The sequence below is a fragment of the Finegoldia sp. BIOML-A4 genome, assembly GCF_009679635.1.
In the GTDB taxonomy this organism is placed as follows: domain Bacteria; phylum Bacillota; class Clostridia; order Tissierellales; family Peptoniphilaceae; genus Finegoldia; species Finegoldia magna.
In genome coordinates this window covers 118379-139593 of record NZ_WKZC01000002.1, presented here as the reverse complement: position 1 = coordinate 139593, position 21215 = coordinate 118379, and the positions used below count along the sequence as shown (strand labels likewise).

Below are 21215 nucleotides of genomic sequence, written 5' to 3'. Positions count from 1 at the left end.
CCTTTACTTTTGAGAAAAATTATTTTGTAATTAAATATACTAATACCGATGCGATTGTAGTCGTCAAACCTACTGCTGCTTCGTAAGGAATGATTTTCAATCTGTCAGCGATAGACATTTTAACTGATCCACCAGTTGCATGGAAGAATGATCCGTGAGGAAGTGAGTCGATAACTGTAGCACCTGCATGAACCATAGCACCTGCGTTTAGTGCAGTTACATTTGCATCGATTAATGATTTGGCGAATGTTTGAGATGCTATTGTACTTCCAGCAGTTGTACTTGCTGTTGCACCTCCCATTAAAATACCCGCTACTGGAGCAAGTATAAATGCAGGAAGATTAAATGCAGTAATCAAATTAATCATATCTGTTTGTAGTGTTGAATTTTTGATAATTCCTGCTATTGTTCCTGTACCGATTAAAAGTGCACAAACTCCGATTATTTTTGAGAAACCGTAGTTGACATATTCTTTGGTATTCTTAGTTTCTTTTGTAGCTAATAAGCATACAAATCCTCCCAAAGGAAGTGCAATCAATGGGTCGATTGTGATTTTGGCAAGTGGTCTAAGTGCCAATAACACAATTACAGTAACAGGACCTATAATTGATGCGAAGAAACTTGGCAAGTTTGTTCTTTCAGAAGATTCCAAATCAGTAGAATCTATGACATCAGTTTTTTTCTTTGCTAAAGCCATTGCAATAATAATCGTTACGATTAATGCGCAAATTGCAGGAATGATATTCACATACATCAATGATGTAAGATTTAGCTTAAATCCTTCAGCAGTTGCAATAGTGTTTGGGTTAGGGCTGATTACATTACCAGCTTTTCCTCCACCAATCATAGCCAATAAAATACTGGATTTGGAAAGGTTTGATTTCTTACCAACAGCAAGGGCGATAGGTGCGCAAGTGATAACTGAAATGTCAATGAATACACCGACAGCACAGATAATCATCGTAGAAATCGCAATAGCAATCAAAGCCTTTTGTTCGCCTAATTTTTTGATAATCGTGTCTGCGATTTTTTCTGCAGCACCCGTTTTAACCAAACAGCCTGCCAAAATACCACTTGTCATAATTCTTAGAACTGAACTCATCATTGATTCAGAACCTTTTACCATGGCAGACACAGTTCCCACAAGTCCGCCTCCACCGATAAGTCCACCAACCAAAGCGCCTATGATAAGTGCGTAAGTTGCGTGGAAGTTTTTGATGATTAGAAAAATTGATAACGCTAAGCCAATCAATGCTCCAATCGTTGAAAATGTTACGTTGTCCATACTACCTCCATAAATTTATTAATTTCATTACTTGGTCAACACTTCTGTACAAGTTTTCTTCTGAAACTTTTTTATCCATAGCTTCATTTGTTTGCATACATTTATTAAGAATAGGGAAGAATGCATCGATTCCTCTTTCATTAACAGAGACTGCATCGTTATCGCAAACGCCGCAAAAAGCGATGACTTTTTTGTTGTATTTCTTTGCGAGCTTTGCAATTCCTACAGGAGTTTTTCCCATAGATGTTTGGAAATCCATCTTGCCTTCTCCTGTGATAACCAAATCAGAATTTTTGATTAACACATCTGCACCAAGCATTTCTAGAATAATTTCAATTCCTGGTTTTAATTCTGCATTCAAATAATTTTTGAAGGCATATCCCAAACCACCGGCAGCACCAGCTCCCTCAATCGTATCATTTGCACCAGGAATAACTTTTTTTGTAACTTCGTGATATTTGCCCAAAAGTTTATCTAACTCTTCAACTTGTTTTGGACTTGCTCCTTTTTGTGGTGCAAATACTCTTGCCGATCCACGTTGTCCACACAATGGATTGTCCACATCACAAGCTATTTGGAATGTGCATTCCTTAAGTCTTTCATCGAAATTTTCCAAATCAATTGTTTCCAAATCTATAATTCCTATTGGACCGTTTGAGATTTCGATTCCATTTTTGTCAAAAAATCGCGCTCCCAAACTTCTTAGCATTCCCATACCGCCATCTGTAGTTGCAGAGCCACCAATTCCAATGATAAATTCTCGGATATTTTTATCCAAAGCGTCCTTGATCATATCGCCAACTCCGAAAGTCGTAGCATTCATTGGATCCAAGTTATCTTTTATAAGGGTAAGTCCGCTGGATTCACTCATTTCCATAATTGCAAGTTTATCATCTACTATCAAATATCTAGCTGTGTGATGTTCCATCAAAGGATTATGTACATCGACTTCAACTATTTTAGCGTTTTTAATATCCTTTAATGAATCAATAGTTCCTTCTCCACCATCAGCAACAGGTTTTACGATTACTTTGTTAGAAGGATTTTTTTCACAAGCTTTTTTTATGATTTCTCCTGCTTCCAAAGAACTCAAACTTCCTTTAAAAGAGTCTATCAATACTAATATATTCATAACAACCTCCTATCTCAATTTTATAACAAACGATTGCACAAATGTATGTTTTATGTAATAATAATGTTAAATGAACAAACAAATTTATTATTATGGAGAACAAATGAGAATTTCTGATCACACTGCAAAAATGATAGTCGAAAAATTAAAAGATGTTATTGACTACGATTTGAACTTTTTTGACCAAGAAGGATATATTATTTATTCAACAAATTCAAATAGAATTGGCACTTATCACGAAGCTGCCAAGGAATGCGTAAAGCTAAACGAAACAATTTTTGTTGATAATGAAAAAGAATACGTTGGAGCAAAGAAGGGAATTAATATCCCAGTTACAATCGACGGAGAAATCATCGCCGTTATCGGCATTACTGGAAACAAAGACGAAGTTATGAAATACGGAAATATCATCAAAAAAATGACCGAAATACTAGTAAAAGAACAACTAGTTGAGAAGAACAAACTCAAGAAAAAGGACATGAACAAGTATTTGTTTGAGAGTTTGATAAATGAGTTGGACGATTACGGATTGTACAGATATCTGGAAAGTGAAGACGAAAAATACGTTATAGTCGGCAAAAATTCCGAAAACAGATTTTTGTTGAAAGACTCCGATAAAATTTACAAAATTTTGGAGAATAATCTGTCCAATAATTTCGTATACAGCGTTTTTTACGGAGAAATTGTAATTCTTTCAAACAACGTAGATAAGATTATCATCAAGAAAAAACTGGAGAAAATAAGAAACCAAATTCACGATGCAATAGACAGTAGGGTGTATTTTGGCATCAGCGGTTCATTCAAAATGATTAGCCAATTTAAGAAAAACTATGACAATTGCATGGTTGCATTGGATTGGTTGGATAATTTGCAAAGAAAAGACTGCGTTGTGGATTATTCCACATTAGATTTGGGAATTTTGCTTGGAAGTATCAAAAAAGATAGAATCAAAAAATTCAAGCAAGTCGTATTGAAAGATATTTCCGACGAAGATTACAATATTTACAAAGATTTGATAAAAATTTATGCGACGAATAATCAAAGCATAACAAAATGTGCTGAGGATTTGTTTGTACACAAAAATACCGTTCAGTACAGACTGAATAAACTTAGAGATATCACAGGACTTGATCCTAGAAATGTAGAAGATTTTATCAGGTTGTATTTGGCTTTTATATTGAATTAGAAAATGTAGTAAAAAGTGGCAAAACCATCACGCGCGAATATCTAGACTACAAAAATATGTATAGGTAGTTTCAAGACAATAAAATACAAAAACTCGTAAACCGCTCATCTGTCTACAAATATTGCTAAAGGTAGTTTCAAGATATACGAAAATAGACACCGATACGAACGAATATCTAGACTACGCAAATAAATAAATTCTAAGCTTGTGAATCTAAAATTGTGAACTCGCCTTCCGGCTCAAACAGCACAATTTTTTACGATTCACTTCGCTTGAATTTATACTTATTTTCTCCGTATGATATTCTAACCGTATCGGTTTGTCTATTTTTATTTCATATAATTACATAATCGCTTGACATTAAGATTTTAAAGGTACAGTCTAAAGTAGAAAACCAGCTTGCCCGAATATCTAGACTACGTAAATTTGTGATTTCTAAATCTCAAAATCCTAAAATCGCAAGCACGCTAGCGCTTACGCAAATGCGATTTTGGACGGATTTTTTCGATTTGAAATCAGATAAATTTCCTCCGTATGATATTCTTAGCAAAACTGGTAATCTACTTATTTCAGTTAATTCTAAGTCGAATAAATAACTCCTCTTTTAACTTGGTCGTAGTTGGCTGTGATTTCTGCTGAAATCAAAATTATTTGTGAAGATAAGTTAATCCACACAAAAAGTGCGAACACGCCTACCAATGGACCGTAGGTCAAGGACATATTCGAAATGTTGGAAACGTAGAACGAATACAACAATGTAATTAAAAGCCATCCGATGGTTGCGATAGTTCCTCCTAGCATTGCGGATTTCCATTTGATACTTCTCGTTGAACCAAAATCAGGTGCGAATTTGTATAGCAATGTGAATCCAAAAATCATGGATACAATAGGTATTAAATATCTGAAAAATTGTGCAAAGTATGGTATTCGTATTTTCATATATTGCTCAATTAGATTTAAAATCAAACCACCAAATGCGATAAATACCAATGTCACCATCAACAATAAAAGTAGTACTACTGTGAACAGAATGCTTTTAAGTTGTGTTTTCAAAAATCCGTTTTCGCTTCTCACATCAAATGCTTTGTTCATAGCTTTGATTAAAGATTTCAAAGCTTTAGAACTAGACCACAACGCCACCAACAAAGAGATGGAAAGTACAGATGAGGATCTGTTACTTATAATCGTGTTGATTAATGTCATTAGTATATTTCTCGTTTCAGAGGGAAGGACCTCCATTGATTTGATTATCAAATCAATTTTACTGGCAGCAACCATCAACACAATATTTAATAAAACTATTAGAAATGGCACCAAGCTCATTATAAAATGATAAGTTGTTTGTGCGCTTAATAATGGGATTTGGTCTTCTTTTATTGATTGCAGTAATTTTTTGAAGAACAAATTCTTTTTTTCTTTTTTCTGTTTTTTCATCATCTACCTCAAATATTCATCAAACCAAACGCAGATTTCTTTTAATCTTCTGATTCTGTTTTTAGGTTTTCCAGAACGTGAAAGCTCGTGGTTTTCTCCGTAAAACATCACAAACCTTGTTTGTGTGTTGTTAAGTTTCAAAGCTTGAAACATTTGCATTCCTTCAGACACAGGGCATCTGTAATCTTTTGTGGAATGGATGAAAAGAGTTGGAGTGTGGGCATTCTTTGCGTATTTTAGAGGAGATTTGTCCCACAATTTATCATAATCATCTAACACTGTTTCAGTGTGGTTTTGATCCGTTCCAAAATAATATCCAATATCCGAAATCAAACTGAAAGAAATCCAATTTGAAATCGAACGTTGACTTACAAAACAATCGAATCTGTTAGTGTGAGTCATCATCCAATTTGCCATGAATCCTCCGTAAGATCCTCCGGTGTAGCCAAGTTTGTCGATAGGGTATTTGTCCATAACAATATCTGTGAATTTCATCAAATCTGAATAATCTACATCTCCGTATTTTCCTCTTATATCCATAAATTCATTTCCATATCCGTCACTTCCACGTGGATTTGTATAGAAAACAAAGTATCCTTTTGCAGACAATAATTCCATTTCGTGAAACAAAACTTCACCGAAAACAGTTTTCGGACCGCCGTGTACGGACAAAACGCCTGGATATTTTTTGTTTTCGTCGTAATCTTTTGGATAAATCACCCAGCCTGTGAATGATTGTCCGTCGTTTTCAAATATAAATTTGTCTTTTTTGCTTATGTGATAATCGTCATTGTTCAAATGAGATAATTGTTCTCCATTTAATTTGTAGACTTCTTGTCCGTGATTTTCAGATATCAAAACGTAGTACACATCATCGTTTTTCACAGAAATCATATTGATAGAATTATTTGTGGATAAAATCTTATCGAACTTGTAATTTTTATCCATTCTTAAAATCGCACTTCCATATTCTTCCAAAATCACAAAATACATGTAGTCGTCAGTTTTTTCGATTTGACTACCGGAAGAATATTTCAAATCACAACCTATGGAATTGTACAAGCAATAGTGATCTTCGTTTAGCTTTACAGCTTTGCTATTCACAACTTTGTAGATTTCACAGTCTTGGTTCAGCCCATGTTCTTTTCCATCTGTAGCGAGAATTACGATATCGTCGTTGAAATATTTTGTAGACATTATCATAAAATCTTGTAAAATCACAGACTCTTTTCCAGATTTCAAATCGTATTCAACTAATTCATCTTCGATTTTCATAACATTCTCATAAGAATTTCTTACGAAAACAAGTTTTGATTTGTCATCATTGATGTCGACAGATGAAATATTCGAAAATTCGTCTGTTAGAATATCCATTTTGTCGATGCTTGGAAAATATCTAGCAAGTCTCGTTCTTTTTTTGTCGGTAAATCCAATTGCATTTTCAAAATAGGGAAGTTCTGTCAAAACTTCGACATCTTCGTTTTTTTCTTCTTCTGTGATTTTATTCATCTCATGATGTCTATCGAATTCGTATTTTACAATAAAAGAATCTTCCAATTCGAAAAGAATTTCACAGTTTTTCAAATCGATGTCGAATTCTTTTACAGCTTCTCCACCAGCAACTGGAAGTCTGTAAAAAGAAGTCGTGTCAGAATCTTCTTCTTTTTCTGAATTTCTCACAATCAACAAATCTCCATCACTCAATTCAAAAAATGAAGAGTCTTTGTTGGAACTTGTGAAGTTTTTATTGTCTCCGATTTTATGAATATTTGAATCGTATTTGTTCTCTTTTATATTAGCTGTGGTAGTAACACAGAAAATATCGTCTGAATTTTTTAAAGCTTTTAACTTTGAAATAAATGTAAAGTCTTTAAATGAATCGTAATCGAAATATTTCATATAATTCTCCTTCATTAATATATTAAGATAATTATAGCATAACAGACTGCTACGATATACTTTAGGAAAAGTAATACATTGAAAATGAATTGAATTTTAATGTAAGTATTTTGAAAGTTGGATTATATTTATTAACTGAGTGTTAAATAAATTTAGTGAAAATACATTTCAAATAAGTTATACAAATCTTTTCCACAGAAATTGACGATAATTTGTGCAAAAAATTTGGCTTATTTCAAGATATCCACAAAGTTATCCACATTATCCACATTTATCCACAAAAACTTACCAACAATTTGGGATAAATTATCGTGAATAATTTTTGAATATCAATTGAATAATTTATAGTTTTTTTATGGTATTATATATGAGAGGTGAAAACGAATGAAATTGGACGAAGATTTTTCAGATATAAAACAAAGAATTTTGATAAATTTGAAGACTAGAAACCTGCATTTTAAGACGTTTAGTGAATGTAAGAAACTTTTGGATATTGATTTGATGCAGTTACAAAAGAAAGGTGCAATTCCTACAGAAGAATTGTATAAATCAGAACTTCGAAAGGTGAACAACTACATTGAAGATTTTTCTAATGTGAGTATAGCGAATAAATTAATAGAATTTGTATATTACTTTTTGTTGATAACTTCTGTTGGACTTGCTACAAATCTAATCAGAAATTTCTTAGGATTGGAATTTAAACAAATTTCAGTGTCTGCAGTTATACTTTATTTGACGATGTTTGCAGCTGTAATTGCAACTCCGATTATAATTTCCAGAAAAGAAAAGAGATTTCATGACAGTAAATTCAGATACATTTTGATTGCTATATCAGCGATTGGAATTGTTTTATTTTCATATTTTTCGATTTTTTCAGGACCTGTGAAGCAAAATTTGTTCACACTTAATATTATTATTTATATTTTAATATTGGTAGGATTTTTCGCAATTACAATATTAATGAAGAAATTATCCACAAAATAAATTGGCCGCCGAGTTTGAAATCAGATTGATTTTGGATTTGGCGGTTTTTGTATTATGTAAAATAATTTAATGTGCTATAATTGTTGTATTGGTTAATTTTAAAAGAAAGGATACAAGTATGAAAAGAAATCTCAATCTGATAAAAAGGGTTATGCCTTATTTTAAAAAATACAAATTCATTTTGATGTTTGATTTGTTCTGTGCTGCTCTTACGACGCTTACAGATATGGTGTTGCCGATGATTTTGAGAAGACTAACAAACGCAGGGCTTGGAACATATTCTTTGACAAGAGAAATGATTTACAGAATGGCGGCTTTGCTTTTGGTCATCAAAATAATAGATTTGTTGGCAGGATACTACATGACAAAAACTGGTCATATAATGGGAGCAAAGATTGAAACGGACATGAGATACGATGTGTTCCAACATTTGCAAAAACTTTCCGATTCGTATTTTAACGAAACAAAAGTCGGACAAATTATGGCAAGAATTACATCTGATTTGTTCGATATAACTGAATTTTCGCATCACTGTCCAGAAGAATATTTCATTGGACTTATCAAAATAATAGTTTCATTTGTAATCTTAGTTAGATTGAATGCATTATTGACGGTGATTTTGTTCTTATCAATTCCTTTAATGATTGTGTTTGCATCCAAATACAACAGAAGAATGCGAAAAGGATTCAAAGAACAAAAACATCACATCGGAGTGTTGAATGCGGACATAGAAGACAGTTTGCTAGGAGTTAAAGTTGTAAAATCATTCGCAAATGAAGATGTCGAAATCGAAAAATTCCAAAAAGGAAACAAGAAGTTCTTGGATATTAAATCAGAAACTTACGCATCTATGGCTGGATTTAACACGATAACAAAAGCATTTGATGGAATAATGTACATTATCGTGGTTTTATTTGGTGGGCTTTTCCTAGTCGAAGGGAAAATGAGTAGCGGGGACATCGTGGCATTTATCCTATACGTTCAAACGCTACTTACAACAGTGAGAAGAATTGTAGAATTTACGGAACAATTCCAACGTGGAATGACTGGTATTGAAAGATTTACAGAAATCATGGATCAAGATATCGAAATTTTCGACGACGATGACGCTGTGGATTTGGAAAATGTCAAAGGTAAAATCGAAATAAAAGATGTAAGTTTCAAATACAATAACAATAGCGAAAATGTGTTGAACAATATTTCGTTCACTATAAATCCTGGACAGAAAGTTGCATTGGTTGGGCCTTCAGGTGGAGGAAAAACGACGTTGTGCAATTTGATACCTAGATTTTACGATGTAGAAGACGGAGAAATTTTGGTGGAGGGAATTGATGTTCGAAAAATCAAACTTCAATCGCTTCGTTCAAACATCGGAATGGTTCAACAAGATGTGTATTTGTTCAGTGGAACTGTCAGAGAAAATATTTTGTACGGAAAACCAGATGCGACAGAACAAGAAGTAATCGATGCAGCAAAAGCAGCAGGAGCGTACGATTTTATAATGAACTTGGAAAATGGATTTGACACTTATGTTGGAGAACGTGGAGTAATGTTATCAGGTGGTCAAAAACAAAGAATTTCAATCGCGAGAGTTTTCTTGAAAAATCCACCTATTTTGATATTAGACGAAGCGACATCAGCGCTTGACAACAAAAGCGAATTTATCGTGCAAGAATCATTGGAAAACTTGGCAAAAGGAAGAAGTTCACTTACAATCGCCCACAGACTTACAACGGTTCAAAACGCAGATTTGATTTTGGTGTTGACCGAAGAAGGAATAATCGAACGCGGAACGCACCAACAATTAATGGAACAAAAAGGATATTATTATAATTTGTACACACAAGGTGGCAGATTATTGGTGTAAATATGAAGATATCAACTGCAATGCAGTTGGTATTTTTTTATTTGTAGATTGATTTAATTATTTTAATGATATAATTAAATTAGATATATACAAGGAGATAACAATGGAAATCAACGATAATATTTTATTTGTAAATTCTATAATTGATGATGCAATTAGGAAAAATTCCAGCGATATTCACATCGAACCATTCGAAGAAAATGTCAGGATTAGATTTAGAATCAATGGGAGTTTGGTGGAATACAAAACTGTTGACAAGAGCATGCATTCAAAGATAATTACTAGAATTAAAATAATGAGTGAGCTTGATATTGCAGAAAAGAGACTTCCACAAGACGGAAGAATTACATATACTTACGAAAATTCCAAGATTGATCTTAGAATTAGTATTATCAACACGATTCACGGGCAAAAATGCGTTATCAGAATTTTAAACCCAGAATCTTTTAAGATCGGTATGCAAAATCTTGGAATTTCTGAAAGTGAACAACAAATGATAGAAGGATTTACTAAATTTGAAAATGGAATGGTATTGATTTGTGGGCCGACGGGAAGTGGTAAAACAACAACGCTTTACACAATGCTAGAACGAGAAAATACAATCGATAAAAATATTATCACGATTGAAAATCCAGTCGAGTACAATATTTTTGGAATCAATCAAATTCAAATCAACGAAAAAATTGGATTGAGATTTGATAATACGCTGAAGTTTGTACTTAGACAAGACCCTTCTGTGATAATGGTCGGAGAAATCAGAGACTTGGAAACTGCGAAGCTTGCGATTAGAGCTTCAATCACTGGACACAAAGTTTATTCAACAATTCACACAGACGATTGCTATCAGTCCATAATCAGACTTATGGATATGGGGATTGAAGATTACATGATAAGAGCATCTCTTAAAGTTGTTATCGCGCAAAGATTGGTGAGAAAATTGTGTCCTCATTGTAAGAAAAAAGTCACACCAACACCTTCACAAATGGAAGTTTTCAGATCGAACGGATTAAATCCAACTGAAATTTACGAGCCAGGAAGTTGCGATGAATGTAGTTCTGGTTACGAGGGAAGAATGGCTGTCATGCAAATACTAAAAATCGCCGATGATTTGAGAAGTTTAATCAAAAAAGATATGAACTTGAAATCTTTGAAAAACTACGGCGAAGAAAATAAGATAGACAGTTTGTTTAAAAAAGCTTTGATACAAGTAGCCCTAGGCAACACTTCATTTGACGAAGCAATGAGGTTGTACAATGAAGATTGACAGTTTATTAAAAGAAGATAGCATCTTAAAAAAAGAAATAAATCTCAAAGTTTCTAAGAAAAAGTTGTTTTTGTTTTTGAGACAGTTTTCAATTCTTCTGAACGCTAAGATTCCAATCATCGAAATCGTAAATCTACTTAAAGAACAAAAAGAATTCAAACAACTTAAACCGAGCTTGGACAAAGTTTCCGAGAATTTGAATAATGGAATGAGCGTGTCGGAAAGTTTTGCAAATGACAAAAACTTCGATATGTTTTTTTTATCAATGATGAAACTCGGAGAAGAAAGTGGAAGGCTCGACAAAGTCGTCTACGATTTGAGCAAATACTATGAGAGAACTTACGATATCAACAAAAAAGTTCAAAACGCGATGATTTATCCGATAATTTTGACAGTCACAGGAATTGTAATGCTGATATTTATGCTCAAAAACGTCATTCCGACATTTGTGGATTTGTTCGAAAGTTCTGACATGGTACTGCCACTGTCTACAAGAATTTTGATTTCAGTATCAAATGCGATTAACGAAAAAGGATTATTGATTTTAATTATTTTAGTTCTAATAATTGCGGTACTTATCATAGCTTATCGTAAAACCCGATTTGGATATTACTTGGACAAATTCAAAACTACCAAATCAATTTTTGGTAAACAAAGAAAAATTATAATCTCCTCAGAAATTGCGAGGAGTTTGAGCATAACTCACAAAAATTCCATGACGATTTTGGATGGACTCATCATAATTCAAAAATCCATGAAAAACAAATACTACAAACAACAACTTTCCGATATTTTCAGAGAAATAGAATCTGGAGAGTTTACACTTGAAGAAGCGTTCAATAAAAGAAAAATTACTCCGCAAGTGTTCAACTCCATGCTAAAAGTTGCAGAAAACACTGGAGAACTGGGAGATATTTTCGAAAAATTATCAGAATTCTACGACGGAGAAGTGGAATATGCAATCAAATCATTTATTAGCATATTAGAGCCAATGCTTATAATCTTCATGGCAATAGTCGTAGGATTTATCGTAATATCTATTACCATTCCTATGTTTGATGTTATAAATTCGTTTAATTAAAAAACTGTGGTATAACATATTAACGATCATGCACGAATATCTAGACTACAAAAATTGTTGATTTCTAAATCTTAAAATCTTAAAATCGTAAGCACGCTTCGCTTACGCGGTACGAAAGTCAATTTTTTCCGTATGATATTCTTAGCATGAGCGTTGAATATATTATTAAAAAAGCATTGAATATTATCATCAAAAAAATAGGGCTGTTGTCACAGTCCTATTTTTTGGTTAGTGGATATTTTATTCTACATTGATTATTTTGTCGAAAAGATTTGCATCTTCATCTATCTTTGTATCATTTCCTACAACTACTAAGTGATTTTCTTTCATTGCTTTTTTGATTATTTCAGCAAATTGCTTCAAGTCATCTACTGTTGTGTGTAGCATATTTTCAAGATAATTTTCGTAATCTTCTATTGTTCTTCCAGACAAATACATGTTAATCGAACGACTTCCTTTTGTGAATGTAGTCATTGGTGGGTTGAATTGGTTTACAGTTCCGATTATAAATTGCTTCATTTCTTTTTCATCGAAGTTCATGTTTTCGACAAATTTGTCGATTTGATCGTAGATGTCGATTGTATTTTTGATGTTAGGGTCTCTGTAAGAATACACATACAATATTCCGTTCAAGCTAACGCTCATTCCAACTCCGTAAGCACCGCCTTTTGCTCTGACTTCGTTGTACAAGAATGAAGTGTTCAATATATTTGTCAACACAGTTATTTTGGAATTGTATTCAAACCCGTATTTTTTCAAATCAGCTGATTTTACAACGTAATTAACATTTGAAGAAGTCTTGTATGCCTCTTTTAATTTGAAGAATTTTGTCGGAGAAGATTTGATGTCGATGTCTTCTGTGTTCATTTTAGCAATCAACGATTTTTGTAATTTTTCTAAGAATTTGTTTGCGGATTCTTGTTCGTTGATAATGCTTACAATCATGTTGTTTGAATTTACGATTTTTTCGTAGTAATCTTGTAATTTCTTCAAAGTGATTTCTGCTTTTTCATCGAAATCATTCAACACGTCGCACAATTTTTCGTAGTAGCTTATTCCGGAACATTCATCTTCCAACACGCTTTTTTCTGAGAATGATGCCATTGATCGTGTCAATGCGAATTGGTTTCCTGCTTCAAGTATTCTTGTTTTGTATTCTTGTTTTAGGTTTTGAAGGATATTTTTAAATCTATTTTTGTCTTCAAATTTTACATTAAACAAGTATTCTTCCAAGATTTTAATACATTCGTCTTCTGTTTTTTCTATTGTTTTGAAGCTGAACACAAATTTGGATTTTAAATCTTGGCCGTTTTTTGTATTGTTCAAATGAATAGCAGTGAATATTCCACCTGATGCAAGATATGTTTTAGTGTATAATTTCTTGTAGTCGTAATTTGTAGTGTCGCTTAGTCCGATATAATCAGATAGAAGTGACAAATAGAAGTAATCTTTTTGCGAGAACTTCGACAAATCAAACATAAATGATGCGTAGTGAATGTTTGATGTGAATAGATTTGGATTTAGGTATGTGTAATTGTCGATTTTCTTTTCGATTCTTTCTACATCTTCAAGTTTTGCGTCAATATCTGAAAGTTCCAATGTAGGGATTGTATCTTTTTGTTCTTTTGTGTCTTCTTCTGATTGGAATTGTTCCAAGTTTTTGTTCAAATCTACTAATTCATTCAATTCTTCATCAGACAAGCTTTCCTTGTATTGTTTTAATTTTTCCTTAACTTCGTTGTCTTTTTTCAAATTAAGGCCTGGTGTTGCTTTCAATGATAGAATCAATTTGAAGTTGTTGTTTAACAATTTTTCTTCGATGAATTTTTCGTAGTAATCTGTATCGATCAATTTTCTGCATTCTGCAAGTGTTTCTGAGAATTGTAATTGGTCGTAGTAGCTATCTGAGTACATGAAACTTAGAGCAGATTTTAAGAAATAGATAACTCCTTTTGTGTGGAAACTTCCAGCCTCTTTCAAATCGTATTCTAATTTATTAAGAGTAGATGTGAGTTCGTCCTTGTCAATTCCGTTTTTCACGATGTTTTCTAATTCTCGTTTAATTAATGATTCAAACTTTTCGGTGTTTTTTACATCTGAGTTCTCAGCGATAACCCCCATTGTGATTTCTTGGCCGTAAGATGATACGCTCTCTACAGATTCACAGATGTTTTCTTGCAATAATTTTTCTTTGATTATCGCAGATTCGTTGGAGAACAATACGTCGCTTAAAATAGTTGATACGAATGCATCTTTTACATTTGTGATGTGTCCGACATTTGCAGCATATACCAATACATCTTTTCCGTCTGGCTCTTCGTCTTTTGATATATTGTATTCGACTTGGACTTTTTTAGCTTCCTTAAATGGTTTTTGGTAAGGAATGTCTGAGTCGATTTTTTTGTAATCATATTCATCCAAATATTCTGACAAATGATCCAATTCTTCTTCGATATTTCCATTTCCGTAGAAATAAATAAACGAATTTGATGGGTGGTAGTATTTGTCGTGGAATTCCAAGAATTTTTCGTAAGTTAAATCTGGAATGTTGTAAGGATTACCGCCCGATGAATGTGCATAAGTTGTATCTGGATACAAATATTTGAACAATTCATCGAAAATAATCGTGTAAATTGAACTGTAGGAGCCCTTCATTTCGTTGTACACTACACCATTGTATTTGATATCATCATCGACATTTTTTATTTCGTAATGCCATCCTTCTTGATAGAAAATATTTTTCTTTTCGTAAACAATTGGATTGAAAACTGCATCCAAATAAACGTCCACAAGATTTTTGAAATCCTTGGCGTTACGACTTGCTACGGGATAGCAAGTTTTATCGGGATAAGTTATCGCATTCAAAAATGTTTGTAGTGAGGATTTTACCAAGTCCATAAATGGTTCACGAGTTGTGTATTTTTTGGAGCCATTAAGAACTGAATGCTCCATTATGTGAGCGACACCTGTGCTGTCTTGAGGAATTGTCTTAAATGCAATTGAAAAAACCTTGTTTTCGTCGTCGTTAGCTAGTTTCAAAACTTTTGCTTTGGTTTTTTCGTGTTCGAAAAGATAGGCTGTTGAATTGATATCAGATAATTCTCTCGTATCTATTAATTTAAAATTTTTATAATCTTGCATAAAAATCTCCTTTTTTCTTTTTAATATATTATATCAAATTGCGAAAACTTAACAAAATTGAAAATGATATCCTAATTTATAAGAAAGTGGTATAATATATTAAAAAGTGGTATAATATATTAAAGAGAAGTTTTTTATTCTCTTTTAAATAAGATAGAAGGAGTGATATGTAATGAAAAAAATAGTAAGTTCGATTCTATGTATTGGTATTATATTGGGAAGTTTAAGCCCAGTATCTATAGCTAGTGATGAGATTAAAGCATCAAAAGAGATATTGCAAAAGGAAAATATAGTGAATTCTCATTATGATACTAATGAAGATGTATTAGAAATTGCAGAAAATTATAAGAGCGATTCAGATTATGATGAGCTACAAAGCAAGAAAGAAGACTTAGCTTTGAGAGAAACAATGAAATAGTTTAATATTGAAAGTACTGAGACTATAGAAAATAATAAAAGTGCTCAAGTATATTATTATGAAGAACTTGTGAAATTAGAAGGAAAAACTGTAGATGAATCTTTAAAAGAGGTTATGGAAGAACTTGACAGCTATTTTTCTTCTGAAGAAGCAGATCTTATAAGGAATAATATGAAAAAATCAATAACAGAAGAAAATACTGTAATAGCAACAAAGAGTGCAGTAAAAAGTTCAACAATAGCCGATCTTGCTATTGCTAATACAGCAATTGCTTGGTTTAAAGCAAATGGTTACACTTTCTCTGCTATGTTATTAAGTAAATCATTATATGGAGATACTTCAAAAAAATTTGTTCCAACAAACTCTCAAAAAGAATTTTTTTACAGGACTAAGGCATATAATTCATTAAAAAATAAAAAAGCTTACCCACCAGGATCTGTAAAAAACGGAGAATTTCAAAATAGATTTAATAGGGATGAAGCTGATGCATATTATTCTATTCATGGATTTACTGCAAATATGACTTCAAATCGTGTAATTATAAATGACACATATGATTATAAATACGATAATTCAAGGACAGCTTCAGCTTTTGCAATAAATGCTTGTTATAGACTTCAAATGGCTGGAAGATTAAAAACATATAAAATAGCAATTCCTCTAAAACGTTAGTTCATATTGAAAATATAATTAATCATTTAAAACAAAGTTAAAGGAGATGACTTCATGAAAAAAATATTTTCTATATTTCTTTGTCTTATTATGATTTTGTCTATTGGAAGCATCTCGAATGCTCAATCCACAGATAAAATTGACGAAAAAGATTATGAAAAGATAAAAAACGAAATTGAAAAAGATAAAACTACTATAGATGATGAGCTAGATAAATTTTTAAAATCTTGCGATAAAAATTTTTCGTATGAAGAAGCTCATGAGATAAAAGAAAATATGATTATTGCGAAAGCGTGTGTAAAATTTGGACTTAAAGATGCAAATGAAGTTAGCAATAATCAAGAAGCCTCTGAATATTGTTTGAAGGAACTTATAAGAATAGAAGGAGGAAATCCTAATAAAATAAATGAAGATGTTGAAAAACAAATAGATGAGAGTTTTTCAAAAGAAGAGGCTGAAAAAATGAAAGCCAAATTTAAAGAGACGAATAAATCTGAAAATAAAAAATCTACAATAGATAAAAAAAGCAACAATGATTCAACTGACTTGTTAGATAAGAAAATATGCAACGCTGCGATAGCTTGGTTTTATGAAAAAGGGTATAATTTAGCTGCGAATTTACTGGCACGTTCGATTTATGTAGAAAATACTAATGATTTTATTTTGAATGAACATTTAAAAAAACCTATATACAATACTTTAGCTTATAATTCTTTAAAAAGAATGTCAGCTTATCCAAAAGGTTCATCTAAAGAATGTGAATTTATAAATTCTTCTAGTAAAGAAGAACTAGATTCGGCACTTGGAATTTACGGATTTAAAGCAAGCATGGAAGAAGACAAGATTAATTTTAGTTGTGAATTTGATTTGGCAAAGAATAAAACTAATAACGATGTGTTGAATATATGTAAGAAACTTCAAGCAAAAAAGATAATAAATTCATATAAAATTTCATTTTCATTGAAACGTTAATATAATGTAGAAAGCTTAAAATTCCGAATTGGGATTTTGAGCTTTTTTATTGTACTTAATTTTAGATAAAAATTTAACATAAAAATTTATTGAATTGGGTATAAATTATTAATAGGCTAAATATTTAAAAAGTAAAAAATTAGTATATGATATAATAAATAACAAATAAGAGGTGAGAATATGAAATTAGTATCATGGAATGTTAACGGATACAGAGCCGTTATGAAAAAAGGCTTTAAGGAAGCATTTGATAATTTGAATGCGGATATTTTTTGTTTACAAGAAATAAAAATGAAAGAAAATCAAATGACTGATGAAATGGAAATCGAAGGTTATCATAGATATTCTTATTCAGCTAACAAGGCTGGTTATTCTGGAACTTTGGTTTACACAAGAGTTGAACCAATTGGTGTAAGTTTCGGGATTGGAATTGATGAACACGACACTGAAGGTCGTGTGATTACTTGCGAATATGAGGACTTTTTCTTGGTGAATGTATACACGCCAAACTCTAAACAAAAACTAGAACGCTTAGATTATAGAATGGTGTGGGAAGATGAATTCCACAATTATTTGAATATTTTAAGAGATAAAAAACCTGTAATTGTGTGCGGGGATTTGAATGTAGCCCACAATGAAATTGATTTGAAAAATCCACAATCGAATAGACGTTCAGCAGGATTTACTGACGAAGAAAGAAACAAAATGTCGCTTTTATTAAATGATGGATATGTCGACACTTTCAGATATTTTTATCCCGACAAAACAGAAGAATATTCTTATTGGTCATACTTTGCAAAAGCGAGAGAAAGAAATGCTGGATGGAGAATTGATTATTTCATAGTAAGTGATGATTTGAAGGATAATCTTGTAGATGCAAAAATTCACCAAAGTATAATGGGATCAGATCATTGTCCAGTTGAATTGGAGATTAATTTTTAAGGAGATATTATGACTAGAAATAGAATTTGGATAAGTGGAGCAGATGGAAAAATCGGGAAAGTATTACAGAAATATTTGGATCCTTTGGAAGATGAAGTCTTAGCAACGGACAAATATATCGTAGACATTGTGAATTCCGATGAAACTTCTATATTTGCCAGAAGAAACAGACCGAATGTAATCATAAATTGTTCCGCACTTACAGACCCTGTAGCTTGCCAAGAAAATCCAGACGAAGCTTTCAGAGTAAATGCGTTGGGCGCAAGAAACATGGCGGTTGCAGCGAACACTGTGGATGCAAAAATAATTCACATGTCAGCAGACGATGTGTTCAGTGGACAATCCAGAAGTGCATACAGAGAATACGACACTCCACATCCTACGACAATGTATGGGAAAAGCAAATTGATGGGAGAAAATTTCGTAAGGGAATTCAGCGTGAAACATTTTATTTTGAGAACTAGCTGGTTATTTTCTCCGGTAAATCACAGGGTAGAAGACATTATAAAAGAAGCAATTCAAACGGGAAAAGTTTATGTTCCTAAAGCGCAATATTCTTCTCCTACAAGCGCATATCAATTGGCAGAATTTATCGTGAAATTAATGGATACGTACGATTACGGAATTTATCATGCATCATGTGAAGGCGTCGCTAGTAGAAAAGATTTTGCAGAAGAAATTTTGAAGATAAAAGGGATTGATGCAGAAGTAATCGAAGATGAAAACTTGAGAATAGAAGGTCACAGACCAGATTTTACAGCTTTGGAAAACTTCTTATTGAACACTTCTCAAATTTACAAATTCACAGATTGGCAAACTTCTCTTCAAAAATATATCGAAAAAAATAATTTATAATTTTAAAAATGAATTTATAAAAAAGGAAAGATGTTTATGAAAAAAAAGAAAAAAAGAGGACTGACAACTCAAATATTCATTGGATTATTTCTGGGGTTGTTGGTAGGAATAGTTTTTAATCTATTTGTCCCTTCATCATATATAAAAGATACCATTTTAGTTAATGGGATATTCGACGTATTGGGGCAAGGATTTATCAGATTAATGCAAATGCTCGTTGTTCCATTGGTGTTCTTCTCACTTGTAACTGGCGCGATGAGCATGGGGGATACTAAAAAATTAGGAAAAATCGGAGTCAAAACACTTGTGTTTTATTTGTTCACTACGGCTTTGGCGATAACTTTAGCGCTATTATTGGCATCATTTATAAAGCCTGGAGTTGGAATTGATCTTAGCAAAGTGAGTCAGGCTGCCCAAGCAGACCCTGCGAAGGCAGTTTCAATAAAAGATACTGTGCTCAATTTGATTCCTACAAATCCAATTCAAGCTATGGCTGAAGGAAATATGTTGCAAATAATTTTCTTCGCATTGTTAGTTGGAATTATTTTGGCGAATTTGGGAGAAAAAGCACACAACGTTGCAAATATTTGCGAAGAATTCAACGACATAATGATGGATATGACTATGATTGTAATGAAGTTTGCGCCAATAGGTGTATTTGCACTTATCACTAAGACATTTGCAACTTTAGGATTATCTGCAATATTCTCTATGTTAAAATACATGCTCACAGTAGTTTTAGGATTGGGATTGCAACTTTTCTTAGTTTATATGGTTTTATTGACTATTTTTGCAAAAGCAAATCCATTCAAATTCTTGAAGAAATTCTTCCCAGTTTTGGGATTTGCGTTCTCCACATCATCTTCAAATGCAACAGTGCCAATGAACATCAACAAATTGGAAGAACTTGGAGTTAGCAGGAAAATTTCTTCGTTTACTATTCCACTTGGAGCGACTATCAACATGGACGGAACAGCAATTATGCAAGGAGTTGCAGTAGTATTTGCAGCGAACGCTTACGGAATGCAATTGACACCACAAAATTTCTTGACAGTAATTGCTGCAGCGACACTTGCATCAGTGGGTACTGCGGGAATTCCATCTGTTGGATTGATAACTTTATCTATGGTATTTAATTCAATCGGACTTCCAATATCTGCGATTGCAATGATAATGGGAATAGACAGAATTTTGGATATGATTAGAACAGCGATAAATATCACAGGAGATGCCGTGTGTACAGTTATCGTCGCGAATAGTTCAGGTGAAGAATATTTTGATAGAGAAAAATTTAATTCGTAAATTATAATAAACGATAAACACTTATAGAATATTTCAATAAGTGTTTATTTTTTTATCTGATATAATGAATATAAGGAGGGATAATTGTGAAATTAGAAAATAAACATATCAAAAAAATCGTCGTTGTTCTGGTAGTGGTTCTTGCATTTGTATTTATCAAACCACTAAGAGAAGGAATAACGAACATGTCAAAATCATTTCAAGACCTTGAAAGTGTAAAAGCGTACATCAGATCTTTCGGGAAAACTGCGGTTATAATTTCATTCTTGATGATGATTCTTCAATCAGTTGCAGCACCAATCCCAGCCTTTTTCATTACATTTTCAAACGCCGCTATTTGGGGATGGGTTAGAGGAAGTATATTGTCTTGGACATCTGCAATGGCTGGAGCAGCGCTTTGTTTCGGTATTGCTAGATTTTTGGGAAGAGATATTGCGGAAAAATTTGCAACAAAAGGAGCATTAAAAGAAGTAGAAGGATTTTTCGACAAATACGGTAAGAACGCAATTTTGGTTGCAAGATTATTGCCATTTGTTCCATTTGATCCGATAAGTTATGCAGCGGGATTGACTCCGATGGGATTTTGGGAATTTTTCTTAGCGACAGGAATTGGACAACTTCCAGCTACTTTGATTTATTCTTATGCAGCAAGTAAATCGACAAATCCATCTACATGGGTAAAAGGACTTATTATTCTATTCGGAGTGTTCGCACTTGGAATGTTGATGAAGAGAATTTATAACGATAAACAAGCAAAGAAAAACATATAAGAAAGCCTCAA

17 protein-coding genes are annotated in these 21215 nt (G+C 32.7%); 12 read left to right on the top strand and 5 right to left on the bottom strand.

Annotated features, from left to right (window positions below; genetic code table 11):
- Nucleotides 1–19: 19 nt before the first annotated feature.
- The gene (locus GKG01_RS03030) at nt 20–1285 is read right to left on the bottom strand and encodes a GntP family permease (RefSeq protein WP_110058174.1); all 1266 of its coding nucleotides are present in this window, start codon (nt 1283–1285) and stop codon (nt 20–22) included.
- A 1-nt stretch (nt 1286) separates the two neighbouring features.
- On the bottom strand, nt 1287–2417 hold the full coding sequence (locus tag GKG01_RS03025) for a glycerate kinase (protein WP_154271431.1): 1131 nt from the start codon (nt 2415–2417) through the stop codon (nt 1287–1289).
- A gap of 103 nt (nt 2418–2520) precedes the next feature.
- On the opposite strand from GKG01_RS03025, the gene GKG01_RS03020 reads away from it, so the two are divergent.
- Nucleotides 2521–3603 (top strand): sugar diacid recognition domain-containing protein, encoded by a 1083-nt coding sequence (locus tag GKG01_RS03020; protein WP_154271513.1) that lies wholly within the window; start codon nt 2521–2523, stop codon nt 3601–3603.
- A 579-nt stretch (nt 3604–4182) separates the two neighbouring features.
- On the opposite strand, the gene GKG01_RS03015 is transcribed toward GKG01_RS03020, so the two are convergent.
- Together GKG01_RS03015 and GKG01_RS03010 are read right to left on the bottom strand one after the other, a co-directional pair.
- On the bottom strand, nt 4183–5037 hold the full coding sequence (locus GKG01_RS03015; RefSeq protein ID WP_094207595.1) for a YihY/virulence factor BrkB family protein: 855 nt from the start codon (nt 5035–5037) through the stop codon (nt 4183–4185).
- A gap of 3 nt (nt 5038–5040) precedes the next feature.
- Nucleotides 5041–6936: a S9 family peptidase gene (locus GKG01_RS03010; RefSeq protein WP_154271429.1), complete on the bottom strand. Its 1896-nt coding sequence runs from the start codon at nt 6934–6936 to the stop codon at nt 5041–5043.
- 384 nt (nt 6937–7320) lie between these two features.
- Between GKG01_RS03010 and GKG01_RS03005 the strand changes: the two genes are divergently transcribed.
- From GKG01_RS03005 to GKG01_RS02990, 4 genes are all read left to right on the top strand, one after another.
- Entirely contained in the window at nt 7321–7920 is a 600-nt protein-coding gene (locus GKG01_RS03005; RefSeq protein ID WP_154271427.1) for a hypothetical protein, read from the top strand.
- 118 nt (nt 7921–8038) lie between these two features.
- Nucleotides 8039–9787 carry an ABC transporter ATP-binding protein gene (locus tag GKG01_RS03000; RefSeq protein ID WP_154271426.1) on the top strand — a complete coding sequence of 583 codons (1749 nt, stop codon included), beginning with the start codon at nt 8039–8041 and terminating at the stop codon, nt 9785–9787.
- 103 nt (nt 9788–9890) lie between these two features.
- Complete coding sequence (locus tag GKG01_RS02995) at nt 9891–11051, top strand: GspE/PulE family protein (RefSeq protein ID WP_154271424.1); 1161 nt, start codon at nt 9891–9893, stop codon at nt 11049–11051.
- Nucleotides 11041–12132, top strand: a complete 1092-nt coding sequence (locus GKG01_RS02990; protein WP_154271422.1) for a type II secretion system F family protein — start codon at nt 11041–11043, stop codon at nt 12130–12132. The genes GKG01_RS02995 and GKG01_RS02990 overlap by 11 nt, the downstream gene beginning before the upstream one ends.
- A 240-nt stretch (nt 12133–12372) precedes the next feature.
- Here the strand turns inward: GKG01_RS02990 and GKG01_RS02985 are convergent, their stop codons facing one another.
- Nucleotides 12373–15273, bottom strand: coding sequence for an insulinase family protein (locus GKG01_RS02985; protein WP_154271420.1), 2901 nt, complete (start codon nt 15271–15273; stop codon nt 12373–12375).
- Nucleotides 15274–15445: 172 nt separating this feature from the next.
- Here GKG01_RS02985 and GKG01_RS02980 point away from each other — a divergent pair, with 172 nt between their 5' ends.
- The 7 genes from GKG01_RS02980 to GKG01_RS02950 all read left to right on the top strand — a co-directional run bounded on the left by GKG01_RS02980 (nt 15446) and on the right by GKG01_RS02950 (nt 21204).
- On the top strand, nt 15446–15691 hold the full coding sequence (locus tag GKG01_RS02980) for a hypothetical protein (RefSeq protein ID WP_154271418.1): 246 nt from the start codon (nt 15446–15448) through the stop codon (nt 15689–15691).
- Nucleotides 15692–15760: 69 nt separating this feature from the next.
- Nucleotides 15761–16363 (top strand): hypothetical protein, encoded by a 603-nt coding sequence (locus tag GKG01_RS02975; protein ID WP_154271416.1) that lies wholly within the window; start codon nt 15761–15763, stop codon nt 16361–16363.
- A gap of 54 nt (nt 16364–16417) precedes the next feature.
- Complete coding sequence (locus GKG01_RS02970; RefSeq protein ID WP_094207587.1) at nt 16418–17335, top strand: hypothetical protein; 918 nt, start codon at nt 16418–16420, stop codon at nt 17333–17335.
- A 180-nt stretch (nt 17336–17515) separates the two neighbouring features.
- Nucleotides 17516–18277: an exodeoxyribonuclease III gene (locus GKG01_RS02965; RefSeq protein WP_094207586.1), complete on the top strand. Its 762-nt coding sequence runs from the start codon at nt 17516–17518 to the stop codon at nt 18275–18277.
- A gap of 9 nt (nt 18278–18286) precedes the next feature.
- On the top strand, nt 18287–19132 hold the full coding sequence (locus tag GKG01_RS02960; RefSeq protein WP_154271414.1) for an NAD(P)-dependent oxidoreductase: 846 nt from the start codon (nt 18287–18289) through the stop codon (nt 19130–19132).
- Between the two features lie 36 nt (nt 19133–19168).
- Nucleotides 19169–20434, top strand: a complete 1266-nt coding sequence (locus tag GKG01_RS02955; RefSeq protein WP_154271412.1) for a dicarboxylate/amino acid:cation symporter — start codon at nt 19169–19171, stop codon at nt 20432–20434.
- Between the two features lie 86 nt (nt 20435–20520).
- Nucleotides 20521–21204 carry a TVP38/TMEM64 family protein gene (locus tag GKG01_RS02950; protein WP_172975087.1) on the top strand — a complete coding sequence of 228 codons (684 nt, stop codon included), beginning with the start codon at nt 20521–20523 and terminating at the stop codon, nt 21202–21204.
- The last annotated feature ends 11 nt before the right edge of the window (nt 21205–21215 follow it).